The organism is Mycobacterium sp., assembly GCF_032162605.1.
Classification (GTDB): domain Bacteria; phylum Actinomycetota; class Actinomycetes; order Mycobacteriales; family Mycobacteriaceae; genus Mycobacterium.
The window spans coordinates 1-15,745 of the sequence record NZ_JAVROT010000023.1 but is presented as its reverse complement, the minus strand read 5'-3'; the positions used below and the strand labels follow the sequence as shown (position 1 = coordinate 15,745).

General features: G+C 65.3%; 11 protein-coding genes and 2 pseudogenes. All 13 read right to left on the bottom strand.

The genetic code is table 11. The features are described 5' to 3' along the window. Position 1: 1 nt before the first annotated feature. Complete coding sequence (locus QOI01_RS01020) at positions 2-1,216, bottom strand: glycosyltransferase family 4 protein (RefSeq protein ID WP_526377752.1); 1,215 nt, start codon at positions 1,214-1,216, stop codon at positions 2-4. Next, complete coding sequence (locus QOI01_RS01015; RefSeq protein WP_526377750.1) at positions 1,213-3,525, bottom strand: glycosyltransferase; 2,313 nt, start codon at positions 3,523-3,525, stop codon at positions 1,213-1,215. Before QOI01_RS01015 ends, QOI01_RS01020 begins: the two co-directional genes overlap by 4 nt. Then, positions 3,522-4,514: a glycosyltransferase family 4 protein gene (locus QOI01_RS01010; RefSeq protein WP_526377748.1), complete on the bottom strand. Its 993-nt coding sequence runs from the start codon at positions 4,512-4,514 to the stop codon at positions 3,522-3,524. Before QOI01_RS01010 ends, QOI01_RS01015 begins: the two co-directional genes overlap by 4 nt. Before the next feature lie 101 nt (positions 4,515-4,615). After that, positions 4,616-6,157 carry a P-loop NTPase family protein gene (locus QOI01_RS01005; RefSeq protein WP_526377746.1) on the bottom strand — a complete coding sequence of 514 codons (1,542 nt, stop codon included), beginning with the start codon at positions 6,155-6,157 and terminating at the stop codon, positions 4,616-4,618. A 7-nt stretch (positions 6,158-6,164) separates the two neighbouring features. After that, positions 6,165-7,712: an oligosaccharide flippase family protein gene (locus QOI01_RS01000; protein WP_526377744.1), complete on the bottom strand. Its 1,548-nt coding sequence runs from the start codon at positions 7,710-7,712 to the stop codon at positions 6,165-6,167. 390 nt (positions 7,713-8,102) lie between these two features. Continuing rightward, a pseudogene (locus tag QOI01_RS00995) lies at positions 8,103-8,218 on the bottom strand (hypothetical protein); the annotation flags it as partial. Between the two features lie 106 nt (positions 8,219-8,324). After that, positions 8,325-8,951, bottom strand: a complete 627-nt coding sequence (locus QOI01_RS00990) for a hypothetical protein (protein WP_526377742.1) — start codon at positions 8,949-8,951, stop codon at positions 8,325-8,327. Then, complete coding sequence (locus QOI01_RS00985) at positions 8,948-10,504, bottom strand: polysaccharide deacetylase family protein (protein WP_526377740.1); 1,557 nt, start codon at positions 10,502-10,504, stop codon at positions 8,948-8,950. Before QOI01_RS00985 ends, QOI01_RS00990 begins: the two co-directional genes overlap by 4 nt. A gap of 23 nt (positions 10,505-10,527) precedes the next feature. After that, entirely contained in the window at positions 10,528-11,811 is a 1,284-nt protein-coding gene (locus tag QOI01_RS00980) for a glycosyltransferase family 2 protein (protein WP_526377738.1), read from the bottom strand. Beyond that, complete coding sequence (locus QOI01_RS00975) at positions 11,798-13,048, bottom strand: nucleotide sugar dehydrogenase (RefSeq protein ID WP_526377736.1); 1,251 nt, start codon at positions 13,046-13,048, stop codon at positions 11,798-11,800. The genes QOI01_RS00980 and QOI01_RS00975 overlap by 14 nt, the downstream gene beginning before the upstream one ends. Then, positions 13,045-13,347 carry a hypothetical protein gene (locus tag QOI01_RS00970; protein WP_526377734.1) on the bottom strand — a complete coding sequence of 101 codons (303 nt, stop codon included), beginning with the start codon at positions 13,345-13,347 and terminating at the stop codon, positions 13,045-13,047. The genes QOI01_RS00975 and QOI01_RS00970 overlap by 4 nt, the downstream gene beginning before the upstream one ends. Before the next feature lie 162 nt (positions 13,348-13,509). Beyond that, positions 13,510-13,971 (bottom strand): annotated as a pseudogene (locus QOI01_RS00965) (NAD-dependent epimerase/dehydratase family protein); the annotation flags it as partial. A gap of 120 nt (positions 13,972-14,091) precedes the next feature. Continuing rightward, the coding region (gene glmS, locus QOI01_RS00960; protein WP_526377732.1) for a glutamine--fructose-6-phosphate transaminase (isomerizing) at positions 14,092-15,745 on the bottom strand (1,654 nt) is incomplete at its 5' end.

Genomic DNA, 15,745 nt, shown 5'->3' with positions numbered 1-15,745 from the left:
GTCATGCCCGGTTGGCCCGCACCAAGTCCGTGAAGACCATGTCGTAGAACGCGATCAGGTTCCGCCGCGACGTCTCCCAGGAGAGTTCGCGTTCGACTCGCTCGCGTCCGGCAATGCCCATCTGTGCGCGCCGCGCGGGATCGTCCAGAAGTTCATCGATCGCTCCGGCGAAGGCCGCCTCGTCGTTGGCTGCCACGTAGACGGCGGCCGGACCTGCGGACACCCGGGCTTCGGTCAGCTCGAAGGACACCAGCGGCCGCGACATTGCCATGTATTCAACGACTTTATTCATCGTCGACACGTCATTGAGCGGGTTCTTCGGGTCGGGTGACAGGCAAATGTCCGCAGTTGACAGGCACCGCTGAACGAATTCGTCAGGCACCCGGCCAGTGAACTCGACCAACTCCGAGATGCCCAGCTCGGCTGCCAACGCCACCGTGTCGTCGAACGCGTCCCCGCCTCCCATGAAGATGAAGTGAGTGTCCTTCCGTCCGAAGTCATCACGCAACTGGCGGATGGCGCGCAACGCATAGTCGACCCCGTCCTGCGGCCCCATCACCCCGAGGTAGGCGCCGAGATACTTCTTGCCGTTCCGCAGACTTGGGTCGCTCTCCAGCGGGACGAAGCGAGCCAAGTCCGGTGCGCTCCGGACCACCGTGACCCGGTCGGGTGCCATCTTGCCCCGCCTGATCGCGACACGTCGGTAGCTCTCGTTCGTCGAGATGACGGCGTCGGCGACGAGAAAGCTCAAGCGCTCCAACATCTTCGTGAAGGTGAAGAGGAGTTTTCCGTTCGACGGGAACCGAGACAGGAACAATTCGGGCACCAGATCGTGCTGATCGAAGACCGATCGGGTACCCCCGAGCACCCGGAGCATCAGCGCGATGACGAAGAGCAGGTCCGGCGGATTGCACGCATGCACGACGTCGATGCGCCCCTTCCGGCGCACCTTCAATGCCAATCGAGCGGTATGCCACAACGCCAGTGTGTACTCCCGCAGATAGCCCTGCGGTCCCCCGGTCGCGGGCCGCAGGGGATAGCGCAAGATGCGCACACCTTCGATGACGGCTTCGGACTCCGTGTCCTGTCGGGTGCCCTTCGGGCAGATGACGGTGACCTGATGGCCCGCGGCCGTCAACGCCTGGCTCTCCTGCCACACCCGCCTGTCGAACGGGACGGACAGATTTTCCACCAACATGAGTACGTGACCGGTCATCGCCGTCTCCCAAGCAGTTCGTGGAGCAATACTTCATAACGTCGCGCGGTGTGTTCGATGCGGAAGTTTCGTTCGACCAGGGCACGGCCGCGCTCGCCGAACTTCATCCGCAATGGCTCGTCGTGCGCCAATCGTTCGAGTCGCTCCGCGAACGCCTCGACGTCACCGACGGGAACGACGAACCCCTGTTCGCCGTCTGTCATCAGGTCCCGCACCGATCCGCAATCCGTCGCCACGATCGGAAGTCGAGCGGCCATCGCCTCGATCAGCGTGATGGGCACGCCTTCGTGGACCGAGGACAGGCACGCCACGTCGAAACCCGGCAACAGTTCCGCTACATCGCGACGGACTCCGACAAACGTCGTCCGCGAGTAGATGCCGAGCTCGTGGGACAGCCGCCGCAGTTCGGCCGACCGGTCTCCGCCGCCGACGACGACGAGCTTGATGTTCGGCACCGCATCCACACACGCAGCGACGGCCCTGAACAACACTTCATGTGCCTTCTGCGCGCTCAGCCGGGCTACGATACCAACGACGAAATCGCCTTCTGACAACCCCAATTCTCTTCGCGCACTGGATCGATCGAACGCGGTCGGCGTGGCGGTCAGCATGATGCCGTTGGGAACGACCACCTCCCGGGTCGTCCCAAGCCACCCCCGACCGACCCCCTCCTGCTGACGGAGATATTCACCTTGGCCGTCGGACAACAGAACGAGGGCGTCGGAGAACGCCAGTGTGCTGACCGCCCATCGGGGCAGCACTCGCTTGCCGACCGACACCAGATCCATGTCGTGCGCCGCAACGACGTTGACCGGAGTGCCTGCCAGTCGGGCTGCCAGCCTGCCGAGCGCAAGCGCAGCGCGGTGATGGTGGTTGACCAGAACGGCGTCGGTGCGGTTCGCCCGAAAGGAGCGGATCAACCGGGGCAGGGTGCGTAGGTCGAAACGGCCCGACCGGTCCAGTACCTCCACCTCGAAGCCAGCCGCCGTGAACTCATCCGCCAAGGGGCCGGCCGTCCGCAGACACACCAACCGTGGCACCACCGCGCGAGGGTCGAAGTGCCTGAACATGTTCAGCAGGAGCACTTCCGCTCCGCCGACGTGCGTTACGTCGAGCACGACGCTCAACCTCACCGGACTGTCGGGGATCGGTCGCGTCCGCACGAGATCCTGCAACGCGGCTTCGGTTGCGGAAATGCTCGCCTGCAGACTGAACTCGGATTCCACCCGGGCGCGGGCGGCCTTCCCCATCGCGCGACCAAGCTCGCGATCACACAATATGCGGGTCAGCTGATCCGCCAGCGCAACCGGATCCCGGGATGGAACGAGGTATCCCGTGACACCGTCGTCAACCATCTCAGGTATGCCGCCGACCGCGGTGCACACCGAGGGCCGCCCTGCGGCCATCGCCTCGAGCAGCGCAATCGGAAAGCATTCGACGCTATGGGAACTCAGCGTGACGACGTCCATGGAGCGCAACAGGTCTGGGACATCGTGACGGGAACCGGTCATGACGACGTGCTCCCGCAGCTCGAGTTCGTCTGTCAGCGCTTCGATTTCGGCCCTCATCGGACCATCGCCGACGATGAGGAACTTGGTGTCCGGGACGCGGTCCACGACCAGGCGGGCGGCCCGAAGGAAGTTGGCATGGTCCTTCTCGGGGCGCAAGGCGGCCACTATGCCAACGACATGAGCGGATTCTGCGATGCCGAGTGCCGATGCGGCTCGACGGTCATCGGTCGATTCGAAATCGTCGGAATCGACTCCGTTGTGGATGATGCGGATCTTGTCACGCGAATGGCCAAGTTCGCCGACGAGGTAATCGAGCTGTGCCTCCGCCACTCCGAAGTAGGCCGTCGTCACGCGGTCGAGGATGCGGTCGGAGACTCGCCGGATGAAGCCCCGCCGTTCGGTGTCGAAGTGGTTGTGCACCCACACGACGTTGTGAGGTACCCGGGTGAGCCACGCCGATACGCGGCCGAGCAGCTCCGCGTTGTATCCGCGTGTGATGACGACATCGGGTGCGAAGGCGCGCATCTGACGAGTCAGGGCACGCAGCGCGCTGAATGATTGCCGCTTGTTGCGTTGTAGCGCAACGGCCTTCATTCCCGCGGTCTTCATTTTCGCGGCCTTCGTTCCCGCGACCGCGAGCTCGCGGAACAACGCACCCTCGGCACCGATGCAGACGACCTCGGCCTCGAAACGGGTCGGATCCAGATTGGGCATCAACGTCGTCACGTGCCGTTCGGCGCCGCCGACCCCGAGGTCGGGCACGACGTACATCACGCGAATCCGGGATGTCCCGGTCATCGACTGTGCTCGCGATAGAGCTGATCGAACCGGCGCCAGATCACGTCGATGTCGAACTGGTCCTTGACCCGTTGCAAGGCTGCGGCGCCCATCCGCATCCGGCTCTGATCGTCGGAAACGACGTTGTCCAAAGCCTTCGCAAGTAGGTGCACGTCTCCGGTCGGCACCAAGACGCCGCACCCGTCCGCGATGAGTTCTGGCATGCCGCCGACCGGTGTGACGATTACGCACAGGCCGTTTGCCATCGCCTCGAGCACCGCCATCGATTGGCCCTCGTGGCGCGACGGCAGCACCAAGACCTGCGAAGCCCGCAGCAAGGCCGGTACGTCAACCGGATCGACCCAACCTGTCAGCGTCACGGAGTCAGTGAGGCCGCGGTCGCGAACCATCGCGGACGCGCGATCGAGCTCACCGTCACCGGCCAGGGTCAGCGTGGCCGGTCGACCGTCGCGGTTGGCGAGCATCTCGTGCCAGGCCTCGATCAGGCACCACACCCCCTTGCTGTCGTCGATCCTTCCGAGGAACAACACCGCGACCGGCTCGACGCCCGTTGGCTGCTCGACGCCTCCGACGGGACGTGCCGGGTTCGGTATCACGATCACGTTGGCGCTTGGTTCCATGGACTTGAGTCGCTCGCCCCACGATTCACCGAGGGCGACGACGGCAGCGGCGGCCGCCAACATGTTCCGGACCGCGCTCTTCACGAATTGCGGCGAATTCGCGTAGAAGGCATCGAACTTCGCGCCGTGCACGTGCGCGATCACCGGCAACCTCATGGCGCGCGCGATCAGACAGATGACGTACTTCCTGAAGAAGCTGCCACGGGACGAAACGTGCACGTGTACCACCACCGGCCGATCTCGCAGGACCCGGTACACGAACTTCGGTATGCTGCAGGCGAACTGAAGGATCTTGACGAGTGTCGTACCATCGCGATGAGTCGCGACGTGGGTGATGTTCCACTCGTCAGCGAGCTCCGTCGCCGTCATGCCCCGAACGTAGGTCGACACCCCGCCCTTGGTTTTCAGGCTCGTCGACACCCATAGTGCCGTTGGCTTACCGTTGCCGGTGCCCCCCCGAAGCCGCAATGTCATGTCCGGGATACCCCTACGGGCATCAGGTCGGAACCACTCCCAGCCCAGCGATGCCTCGCTACACCAGCACCGCTACCCACCGAGGTTGCGGGCATGACAGTCGCCGCATCCGAGCCTCCGCGATGGGCCAACCTCGAAAAGAACCCGGGGGTGCTCCGTGCTTCCATCATCACCGTGCCGAGTAGCCGAGCCTTGAACGACCTCAGAATGCCTGCTGCTTCCGTCGCGTCGTGCACTCGAGACGATTGCGCGTCAACCACCAGCAGCACTCCGTCGGCGACCGCGCAAAGTACTTGTGCCTCTGCCGCTTCCGTGATTGGCGGTGCTATGACGACAACCAAGTCGGCCCGCTCGCGAAGTCGCCTGAACAACGCGAGGGCGCGAGGAGCGGTGACGGCCACGAACGGCGCCTCGGTTGCGCGGCCACACTTGATCTCGACGAGATTTGCGTCACTGGTAGCCACGACGACCGAGTCGATGTCCATGTTGTCGTCCGAAATGAGGTCGCCGAACCCCACCCCGCCGGGCTGGCGCAGATCGCCATCGACCAGCACGGTTGAGACTCCCTGCGCCGCGCGCCCTTCCGCGAGCTCACGGGCGATTCGCGCCGTAGCTGCCGTCGCCACGGTCGACGTCACCACCACGGTCGCTTGGGCTGGCAGGTCGGCGAACGCGACGGCGTTCACGAGTTGCTGAACGCGATAGTCGCGCAGTCGTCGGGTGCTCGTCGAATTCGGGGCGGGCAGCTCGACGATGGGTTCGAGCCCGGTCTTTGCCGCAAGCTCGGCTCCCCCAGGCAGTCGGCGAGACAGCGCTCCCGCCACCAAGGCGAGCACACAGCCCACGATCAATCCGCCGAGCAACGCAAGCAGCGCACCTGGCCAGGCACTCGGCGAACTGACACTGACGCCGGATTCCATCTGAAGACTGGTCAGCTTGTTGGTGCTGTCGCCGGTGATCTGGTTGATTCTGTCCTGCAGCTGTTCGAGCGAGACCTCGGAGACGATGCCGTTGGCCTGCCGCACGTCGTCGAAGGGTTTGCGGACGTCGGCGATCGTGGCATCCTGCGCGGCGCGCAAGTGAGAGTTGATCTCGTCACTGAATACCGCGGCAGCCTTGGGCGCCACCGCCTCCGCCGTCGCGCGCGACTCTGACGTCACCTCGACGTAGATGATGGGACTCGCCGCAGCGGTCCTGGCGTGAAGCGTGACGTCCCCGGGAAAGGACTCGCCGGCCTTCAGCTTGCTCTGATATCCGTCGCTGTTGAAGTAGTCGACGTAGCCGGAGGCAAGTACGCCATCCTGCTCAGGTGCCCGGTTCGCGGTAGCGGTGCTCAGTGTTGCGTACACGGTGTAGGTGGTCGGTTGAGTGACGCCGATTCCGCAGGTGATTGCTGCGGCGACTACGCCCAGCCCGAGCACCAACCACTTGCGGCGACGAATCCGATCGAGATAGAGGGGCCACCCGGTGTTCACTTCGCCTCCAATGGCTGGGCTTTCGTTGCCGATGAACTCGGTCACGCTCGATGTTGTGGTCATCTATTTCTCACGATCGGTCGACGGCTTGGCGGGCTCGTTGCAGTGCCACCGCGCAGAGTTGCCGCATCGAGGTCGGGGTCAATGCGAACAACGTGGCGAAGTAGATGGCGACGAAGAAGAGAAGTTCCAGCAGAAGGAACCCGACCCCGGCCAGGCCTGCATGGGAGGCGGAGTGCACGGTCGCGCGCTCGAGGTACAACGTCGCCGCTCCAGCGGCGGCAGCGGCGACGATCGGCGGGACGATCGCAGCGAGCACCGACCTGTACGGCGCATCGACGACCGACCTCGCAAGCTTTGCGGTAATCAACGCTACGACGATGGTGGTAGTCGAGATCGCCAGGCCCACACCCATCAGACCCAACGGGCCGACCAGAACCAAGGCGAGGATGATGCCGACGCTGACCTCGGCCGCCGTGCACCAATTGAGAAGCGGCGTACGGCCGGCCCCCTTGATGGCCTCCTCCCCGACGACCGCGAGTGCCCTACCGATACCGATGCCGGCCATCGCTGCCACCGCGTGGCCGGCGTGACGCCATGGCTCACCGAGCACGATCACTACCGCAGGCTCGCCAAGGGCGATCATCAGGGCCGTGAGCGGGGCGCCGCCGATCATCGCCCACCGCAGCGCTCGCAGGTATGCCCCCCGCGTGCGCTCCTTGTCTTCGGCGATGCGAGAGAACGCAGGAAACAGCGCGATGGCACCAACTTCGACGATCCCCTTCTCGGGGATCTGTGAAATGCGCTGCGCGTAGCGGTACTGACCCAGTTCGGCCGCGCCAAGACTCCGTCCGACGATGACGGCTTCGGCAATTCCCTTGATGCGGTATCCGACCTGTGCCGCCACCAAGGGCGACCCGAACCTGGCGAGTTCACGCCACAGCTTGTAGTCGAAGCGTCCGGCCCTGGGCCGCCAGCCGCTGATCCACCACACGCAGACGACCCAGACCACGGTGGACGCATACGACCCAGCCACCATGCTCCACACCCCCCAGCCGCAGGCAGCGAGCGTGACGGCCACGGCAGCGAACGTAATCGACACCGCGGGTCCCACGACGATGCGCCTGCGAACACTGAATTCCCGCTGCAGCATCGCCTCGGGCACGTTCGTCAACGCGAAGAGCAGGAGGCTTCCCGACGTCGCTGCGGCAACAAGACCCGCGGCCCTGTCGTCGAAGATCATTCCGATCACGGGAGCCGCTGCGAGCACGCCCACGCACATCAATGCGCCGCTGACCAGCGTCGCGCGAAACACCGTCTCGGCGGCATCTTCGATGTCCCCGCCGCGCTGCACCAGCGCGGCTCTCAATCCACCTTCGACGAAGTCGTAGAGCGAGATGGTGAGCACGCTGCCTGCGGTGAAGATGCCGACTTCGGTAGGTGACAGGAGTCGCGCGAGCGCAACTACCTGCGCGAGGGTGACCAACTCGCCAAGGATCAGAGCAAAGGCCGACGCGTACGCGACACGGCCGATCTTGCGGCGCAGAGAACCGTCGCCGGACGACGGGACAGATTGGACCAACTCAGCGTCGAAACTGGCGTCCAACCTAGCGTCCAACCCAACCTCAGCCGAGGGGCCTGATGGCACACCAGCCATTCTTCGCTCAATTCGCATCACGACGTGTGTCTGATCATTACAGGATTCGAGAAACATACCTTCAAACTGCGAACTAATCCATCAGAGCACCGTTGGACGTCGCACCAGCAGGTGCGACACGGTACGTTGCTAACGTCGTGATCAGCGAATCATAATCTGGTTTCGGTGCCAACGCGCCAACGACGTGCAGCGCCGGAGCGTCAGACATCGGCGCATGGACCCGCACGCCCACCGCCCGACCAACACTCGAAGGGCGCTCGCCGGGGGTGCCGACGACGAAGATGCCCGTCCGGCGCGGGCGAAGTGCCGGGGCTAGGTCGGGCTAGGTCTGCGTCCGCTCGACGCGGGACCTCAACTCAGGATGAGCCCTGAGGTAGGGACGCCGTGACGAGCACGTGCTCCACGTCTGGCACCGGGTTGACGGACGTGCCACGAAGCTGGCGCACACCCTCTGCGATGCCGTTCATCTCATCCCGTGAATGGCACGCTGTGGGAGGCCACCGCCACCGACGAGGCCATCGGCTGGGCCGCCGCCGAGAGGGGAACGGCAACGGCCCAGCCGGTAGAGGGAAGCTAAACAGATTGCACCACGATCCGATCCAGCCGGATCACGGCATTGTCGCCGCGCACACCGACGCCACCGCCGTGCAGCGGCGCGCAGCCGATTCCGGTGTCGTTGGCCGACATCGAGTGGCCGTCGCGGCTGGCGGTGATCGCTACCGAACCGTCCGGCTGATCGGTGGCGCTGACCGTCACGTTCTGCCACTCGCCGAACGGGACGGGCGCATCCGGCTGGTAGGCGGTGAGGTCGTAATACGTGCCGCCGTTGTCGGAACCGCCCGCACACTTCTTCTTGATGATCATGGCGCCGTCCTCGCGGTCCACGCTCACCGCGTACAGCTCGTACTGGGACTGGTAGCGCACCCACACGTGCGCGCCGCTCCAGTCCGGACCCTTGCGTAGGTCGTCCACCGCCAGCGTGACGGTGACGGTCACGTCGTTGAATCCGCGGTCCGCGCTCACCATGCGGAACACCGGCGAGTCAGTGCGGGCGACACCATCCTCGAACGACAGTGACCCGCTGGTGATCTGCCACGCGTCGCTCGGGCCGCCGAAGTCGTCCACGAACCCACCGGTTGCGCCGGTGGCAGCGCAGGCGCACACACACAGCGTGCCGAGTGCGATCAGTCGTCGCATCATCGGCGGACTGCCAGGTTGCTGATGACCGACAGTGGAGCATCCGGTGAGCGGTGGCTGGTCAGTCCGATGCCGCCACCCACCCCGCGTGGCGCGGCTGCCCGTCCCTCTAGCTCGGGCGGCATGACAACCGGCATCATCTGGCCGTCGATCGAGATGAAGACCAGCTTGGGCGTGACGGTGATGTCCAGGTGGTACGCCTCCGCGTCGGGGAGGTCACCGAACGAAACATCCTGCTCCGAATTGCCGAAGGAGATCGAGTAATAACCACGGTTGACGGACGTGACCACTTCATGCCTGGTGTTGCCGACAAAGACGCAGATTCCCGTCGTGGTGCCGTGGTCGGCAAATTCCAGGTCAGCCGAGACGGTGTAGTTGTTCCACATCGTGGTTCGGACACGGGAATACTGCACCGAGGTCTGACCACTCGGCCCGGGGTCGATGATCATCCGGTTACCGTCGATGCGCAGTGCCTCGGTTGGCTTCTGGTCAGAATTGGTCCAGCCGTCGCGATCGCGCAGCGGATCGGCGCTGGCCGGGTCCAGCGGACTGGCCAGTTCGAGCTTGCGGACGAAATCCTCCAAGGACGTGTCCCAGGTGATGTCCATGCGCCGGATCAATCCGCGTGACACATCCTCGGTCGAGGTCACCTGGATCGACTTGGAGTCATCGAGCATCCCGCCGCCGCCGTACAGCGAGAGGACGGTCTGCTGGACGACGTCGGCCTCATGCGCCGAGAACGGGTAGGCGAAGAACCGGGGGGCAGCGAAGCCCTGCAGCCCGAGCTGGCGCTTGCACTCGGCCAGGTCGTTCGTCACTCGGCCGTGGAACTCGGTGGCCGTCTCCACCCGCCGCCGATCTGCCAGATACATCGGGGTAGTGAGGTACGGCCCGGTCCCGCCGTTGTCATCGGCGGGCACGTACACGTGTCCCAGGTGGGTGTGGGCCAGGATGTCCCAGCGGCCGGCGGCGTGCAGGTCGGTGATGTGGTCCCAGGTCATGTAGTACGGCGCGTGGGTCCCGACGAACCCGGTGATGATGAACGCCGCGGCGTGCATGTTGTAGCGGCGCAGCACCGGCTCGGCGTACCGCCACACTCCCGTGCAGCCGTCATCGAAGGTGATCAGCACGCTGCGCGACGGCAACGGCTCGCCCCGGTGCCACGCCTCTAGCCGGTCGGCGGTCAGGGTGATCCACCCCCCGTCGTGGAGCATCTTCATCTGGGCGGCGAAGGTCTCCGGCGTCACCGAGTACTGCGACTTGATGTGGCTGATGTCGTGGTACGTGAGGATTAGCGGCGCAGACTGGGCGCTAGTAGTAGTGCTGCCCAGGCGTGCGACCAACGCCGCGTCGACCGGCCCCGGCTCGACGTCGACCTGCGCGATCTCACGCCGCTTGATGCGGGCCTGGGCATGGTCCCACTGCCACAGGCCTGGTCCGGCCAGATACCCGCCGACCGCCGCCGCGCTCAGCGCACTGAGTCCGAGGTAACGCCGCCGGGTCAGCGCCTTCGGCGGCGGCTCGGCCGGACACCCGCAGTCCATGGCTGCGCCCATGCGATGCCTCCCCTGTTGCCCCTTCATCGTGTTCCCCACTTGGAATCTCGGATCGTCGCCATCGCGTACGGCATCTGCAGCACCAGGATGATCGTGTAGAACAGCGTGAAAAAGACGCCGTGGTACCAGCGTTTGACCGGATTGTTCAAGCGATAGAACAGGCCGTAGATAGCGGCAATCGCCGCCACCCCGCCGAAGTAGTAGAACGGCAGCGCGCCGATGAAGTGGGGTTGGATCACCATCGCGCGCAGCACCACCTGCGGTGCCATCAGCGGCAGGATGATCGAGAGCGTGAACATCGCAACCATCACGGGGTGTTTCCGCCGCACTGCGCGGGCGGCTCGCGGTACCTCGCGCAGCCAACTCTTCTTCCACCGCAACTGCTGGCGCAGGAACTGCCGCAAGTGCTCGGGCACGTTGGTGTACGCCTGTGCGTCGGGCGCGTACAGCACCCGCCAGCGCCGCAGCAGGAAGTTCGTCAGGCTGCGGTCGTCGCCGAACGTACTGGGCTGGCCGAGGAACGTCTGGTTGAGCCAGGCGTCCACCACCGGTGCCACCGCATCGCGGCGGTAGGCCGAGAAGCAGCCGGAGCAGCAGGTGACCGACCCGAACAGCGCCTCGGCGCTCTTGTAGATGCGGAACGCGATGTAATACTGCATCGCCTGCATCCTCGTCAGCAGGTTGTGCCCGATGTTGGTGACATCGGTGTGGCCGCACACCGCCCCCACGGCGGGGTCGGCGAGGTACTCAACGATGGTGGCCACCGCGTCGGGCATCACCTGCGAGTCCGAGTCGATGAATACGAAGACCTCGGCATCGCCGGCTGCCGCCATGCCGGTCGCCATCGCGGCGCGCTTGCCACCGTTCACTTCATGGCGCAGGGCGATAATCTCGGGGTGGTAGGCCCAGGTCTGGTAAATCCGGAACAGCGTGTCGTCGGTCGACTTGTCGTCCACCACCACCACCCGGATCAGGTCCTTCGGGTAGTCGACGTTTAGGCAGGCTTCCAGCGTCCGTTCGATGTCCGGCTCGTTGTAGGCCGGGACGATGATCGCCACCGTGGGCTGGTACCCGATCACCGCCGTGCGCCGTGGCCGGTAGAGGGCCGCCAGCAGGAACCGCATGGCGATGAACCCGGTGATGACGAACCCGTAGGTGGCCCACACCGGCTCGGCCTTGATGTTCTCGAAGCTGATGACCTTGAACGCCACCACAAGGGTCACGATCGCCACCAGCGCCGTGATGATCACCACCCGCAGGCTCCAGCCCGCCGCGGGTGGGCTGCGCCGTGCACTATCCAGCAACATCAGTCCGCCGGTAGGTTGTGTCGAGCACCAGGTGTCCGGTCAACCAGTCAAGCTCTACGCCAACGTGCTGGGTGTGCAGCAGCACTAGGTCCCAGGCGTCATCCTCCGGCGATGGGTGGCTGCTCAGTCGTCCGTGGGGGGTGTCCATGTGATCAACCCGCGGGTCGGCGTACTCGACAACAGCCCCTGCAGCGGCCAACCCGTCGATGATCTCGATGGCCGGTGACTCGCGCACGTCGGCCACGCCGGGCTTGTAGGTCACCCCGACCACCAGGACGCGTGCACCCCTGGTGGCACAACCCTTCTCGGCCAGCATCTGGCGGGCCAACGCCACCACGTTCCCCGGCCGCAGCGCAATCGCGGTCATGGCGGTCCTCGCCAGCGGCGCGTCGAATCGTTTGGCCCGCAGCTGCCACAGCAGGTAATGCGGGTCGCAGGGGATGCAGTGCCCGCCGACGCCGGGGCCGGGATAGAACGGCATGAAGCCGTAGGGCTTGGTGGCGGCGGCGGTGATCACCTCGATGACGTCCACGTCCAGCTCGTCGGCCGCGTCGGAGAACTCGTTGGCCAGCGCGATGTTGACCGCACGGAAGGTGTTCTCCACCAGCTTGGTCATCTCCGCAGCCTCTGGCGACGACACGGGGTGGATGGCCAACGCGGTGTGCTCCAACAGCTTGGTGGCCCGGGTAGTGCATGCCGCGGTCATGCCGCCCAGCACGCGCGGTGTGCAATCCGGTGCGTGCGCCTCCACGCCGGGGTCGATGCGCTCCGGGCTGAACGCCACGAACACGTCCTTGCCGACCTCGAGCCCCTTGTCCGCCAGAGGCTGCGCCAGGAACTCCCGCGTGCACCCGACGTAGGTGGTGGAGGTCAGCACGACGGTCTGACCAACGCGGGCATGCTCGACAACAGTGGCGCACGCCCCCCGCAGCGCATGGAGATCCGGCGACTGGTGGGCGTCGATGGGGGTGGGCACGCACACCACCACCGCGTCGGCCTTGGTCAGCATGCTCGGCTCCGTGGTCAGCTTCAATGCCTCGGCCCGCAGGTGCCGGGTCAGCCGTTGGCGGTCGCGGGCCGACATATCGACCCGGCCGTCCTTGACGTCGGCCAGCCGACCCTCGCTGACGTCGTAGCCGATGACGTGGGCTCCGTGGTCGGCCAGGCTCAGCGCGGTAGGCAGACCCACGTAGCCGAGCCCGACGACGGCGATCCCACGCCCCCCCAACGCGCTCATTCGACGCATCCGATCCAGCTGGACGACGAGTTCTCCTGGATCGGATGCGTGCCTACCGTCCAGACCGGCGACGCGCCGTCGACTGCGTAGACCCGCCACAGACCCGCGCCGTTCGCCAAGATGAGCAGCGCCTCGATGGCGCCGTTGACGGTGATGCGGTTGGCGACGATCGTCGCCGTACACCCCGCCGTCTCCAAGGCGGCGCGGGCGTAGCCGATCTGCGATATTCCGGCGACGACCTTGGCGACCAGCTCGGCGGTAATAACCTGCACTGACTGGGTGTCGTGTACCTGTGTCATGTTCCCCCCTATATGGAGTTGTTATTGTGTTGTGTTCTTGGAGCGCATCGGGGTACCGGCGGGCCACCTCCAGAGCGAAGGTGACGCGCCGTCCTGCTCCCCTGGGGGCAACGGAGGGGTTTGAGGCCGCTTGCCTTGGCACCAGGTTGGTTCCCCCCTTGCTCCAGCTTCGCCGTGTGGACACTGACGGGGTGCGTAGACATCGGCCAACGCCAGGCTGATCGGCGCAATGTCGAACATGCGGGCGTGGGCACTCAGGTACGGCTCGCCGGCAACCTTGGTTGCCGCATACGGCGAAAGGGGATCGACCGGGGCGCTTTCGCTGATTGGCAGGCAGGCTGGTGCGCCGTAGCGCGATCCGCCTGACGCGGCACAAACGATCCTTTGAACGCCCGATCGCCGGCTGGCTTCGCGGAGATTGATTGTGCCCAACACATTGCTGCGAGCCTCCACGAAGGTGCACCGCCGGGGGTTCACTGTGTTACGGCGAACCGCATACTCGAGGTTGGCCACAGCGCCCGTGCCGAGGTTGTCGATTCCAACTACATCGCGGCCGTCGGCCAAGACACGATCCACCGGTGTGGACCCGATGAACCCGGCAGCGCCGGTTACGAGAGCTCGCATCACGCGGCGCCGGTCTGACGTGGGCTCTGCGATCTAATCGCTTTGGGGCGACCACCCGCCCCGGATGGGGGCGGGAAGCCCTCGGCCTCTGATCTGATGACCTGCTCCCGGTTCATCGGATTACTCGACCGTCACTGACTTGGCGAGGTTTCGGGGTTTATCGACGTCGCAGTCAAAGGCCAGCGCGAGAGTTCGGGCGAGGATCTGCATCGGAATCACGCTCTCGAGCGGGCCCCATGGTGCGACCAGGTGGTCCAACACGGGGATTGTGCTGCCGCTCGATCCGATGCTGATGATGCGGCCACCGCGTGCCTCTACCTCGGCGATGTTGGTGGCCAGTTTGAGGTCGCCATTGTCAACGACCACAACAGGAGTCCCAGTCTCAATTAGCGCCAGGGGTCCGTGTTTGAGCTCACCTGCCGGGTAGTGCTCGGCCCATCGGTAGGTAAGTTCCTTGAGCTTCAGAGCGCCCTCGGCCGCATAGGGCAGCCCGGACCCCCTCGCGATGAAGATGAAGCCGCTATCCGTGGTCAGCTCCTCGGCGATCGGGGGCACCAGACACTCGGCGACAGTGCTGGCCGCGGTGAGCTGGTCCGGCAAGCGCCGAAGGTCGTCGACGAGTTGGGCCGCGGACATCATGGAGAGCCGCTTCGTAGCGATGAGCGCCGAAACCATCACCGCGACACCGGCAATGATCTGGCATATGAAGGTCTTGGTGGCTGCCACGCCGATCTCCGGGCCAGCGGCACACGCGATGAACGCGTCCGCGCGGCGGGCCAACGTGGAGTGCGCGTTGTTGGTGAGGGCCAGAACGGGCCCGTCAGTCTTTCGGGATGCGAGAGCGTGCAGTACGTCGGCGGTCTCGCCGGACTGGCTGATCGCCAGGCATAGGGTACGAGGTTCGACGATTTCGTGGGCGGCTTCGCTGGCCACAGTGAAACTCACCGGTACCCCGCCGAGGCGGCGTACCAAGTTGCCGATCACGTGGCCCGCGTTAAGGGAAGTGCCGCAACCGATCACCTGCAGCCGGTCGAATGGCGCCAACCCGAGATTGCTCCACAGCGTCCCGTTCGCGACTCCGCCACCGAACTCGTCGAGCACCCGCGCTGCGGCTGCGGGTTGCTCGTCGATTTCTTTGGCCATGTAGTCGACATAGCCGTTCAATTCGGCGTCACCGCCACGCCAAATGCACCGGGCCATCACTGGGGGCACAGCGCCAACGCCGTGATTGTGCCGGCCGTTGGCGGCGGTCAGCTCGACGACGTCACCGTCCTCGAGCACCCGGAATTCATCCACCCAATCGGCGACCGCGGCGATGTCACTTGCCGCGAAGTCGCCAAGGCTCGTGTGCGCGATGAGTAGTGGAGAGCGTTGAGCGGCGACCACGACCCGACCGGTTTGTTCCTCCAGCACCGCGAGAGCCCAGGAGCCTTCGAGCGGGGTGAGCGCGGCCTGCACTGCGTCGAACAGATCTCCAGAGATCTTCAGCTGATCTTCGATCAGGTGGCACACGACTTCGCTGTCCACGCAGGCGGTGAAGCGATGACCCGACGTTGTCAGTGCGTGCCGGAGCTTGTCGGCGTTCTCGATTATTCCGTTGTGGACGAGACTGATCCGGCCGGTGCAGTCGGTGTGCGGGTGTGCGTTGCTCTCGGTAGCCGGCCCGTGCGTTGCCCACCGGGTGTGACCGATGCCCACGCCATCGAGCTCGGGTCCGGTCCAGTCGCGCACTGCACGACCGAGTGCGCCGACCCGTCCCACCGTGCGCAGCCGC

Excerpts from the sequence above, each read along its gene's own strand:
- QOI01_RS01020 (WP_526377752.1), bottom strand. The coding sequence starts at position 1,216 with ATGACCGGTCACGTACTCATGTTGGTGGAAAATCTGTCCGTCCCGTTC.
- QOI01_RS01015 (WP_526377750.1), bottom strand. The coding sequence starts at position 3,525 with ATGACCGGGACATCCCGGATTCGCGTGATGTACGTCGTGCCCGACCTC.
- QOI01_RS01010 (WP_526377748.1), bottom strand. The coding sequence starts at position 4,514 with ATGACGGCGACGGAGCTCGCTGACGAGTGGAACATCACCCACGTCGCG.
- QOI01_RS01005 (WP_526377746.1), bottom strand. The coding sequence starts at position 6,157 with ATGACCACAACATCGAGCGTGACCGAGTTCATCGGCAACGAAAGCCCA.
- QOI01_RS00990 (WP_526377742.1), bottom strand. The coding sequence starts at position 8,951 with ATGATGCGACGACTGATCGCACTCGGCACGCTGTGTGTGTGCGCCTGC.
- QOI01_RS00985 (WP_526377740.1), bottom strand. The coding sequence starts at position 10,504 with ATGGGCGCAGCCATGGACTGCGGGTGTCCGGCCGAGCCGCCGCCGAAG.
- QOI01_RS00980 (WP_526377738.1), bottom strand. The coding sequence starts at position 11,811 with ATGTTGCTGGATAGTGCACGGCGCAGCCCACCCGCGGCGGGCTGGAGC.
- QOI01_RS00975 (WP_526377736.1), bottom strand. The coding sequence starts at position 13,048 with ATGAGCGCGTTGGGGGGGCGTGGGATCGCCGTCGTCGGGCTCGGCTAC.
- QOI01_RS00970 (WP_526377734.1), bottom strand. The coding sequence starts at position 13,347 with ATGACACAGGTACACGACACCCAGTCAGTGCAGGTTATTACCGCCGAG.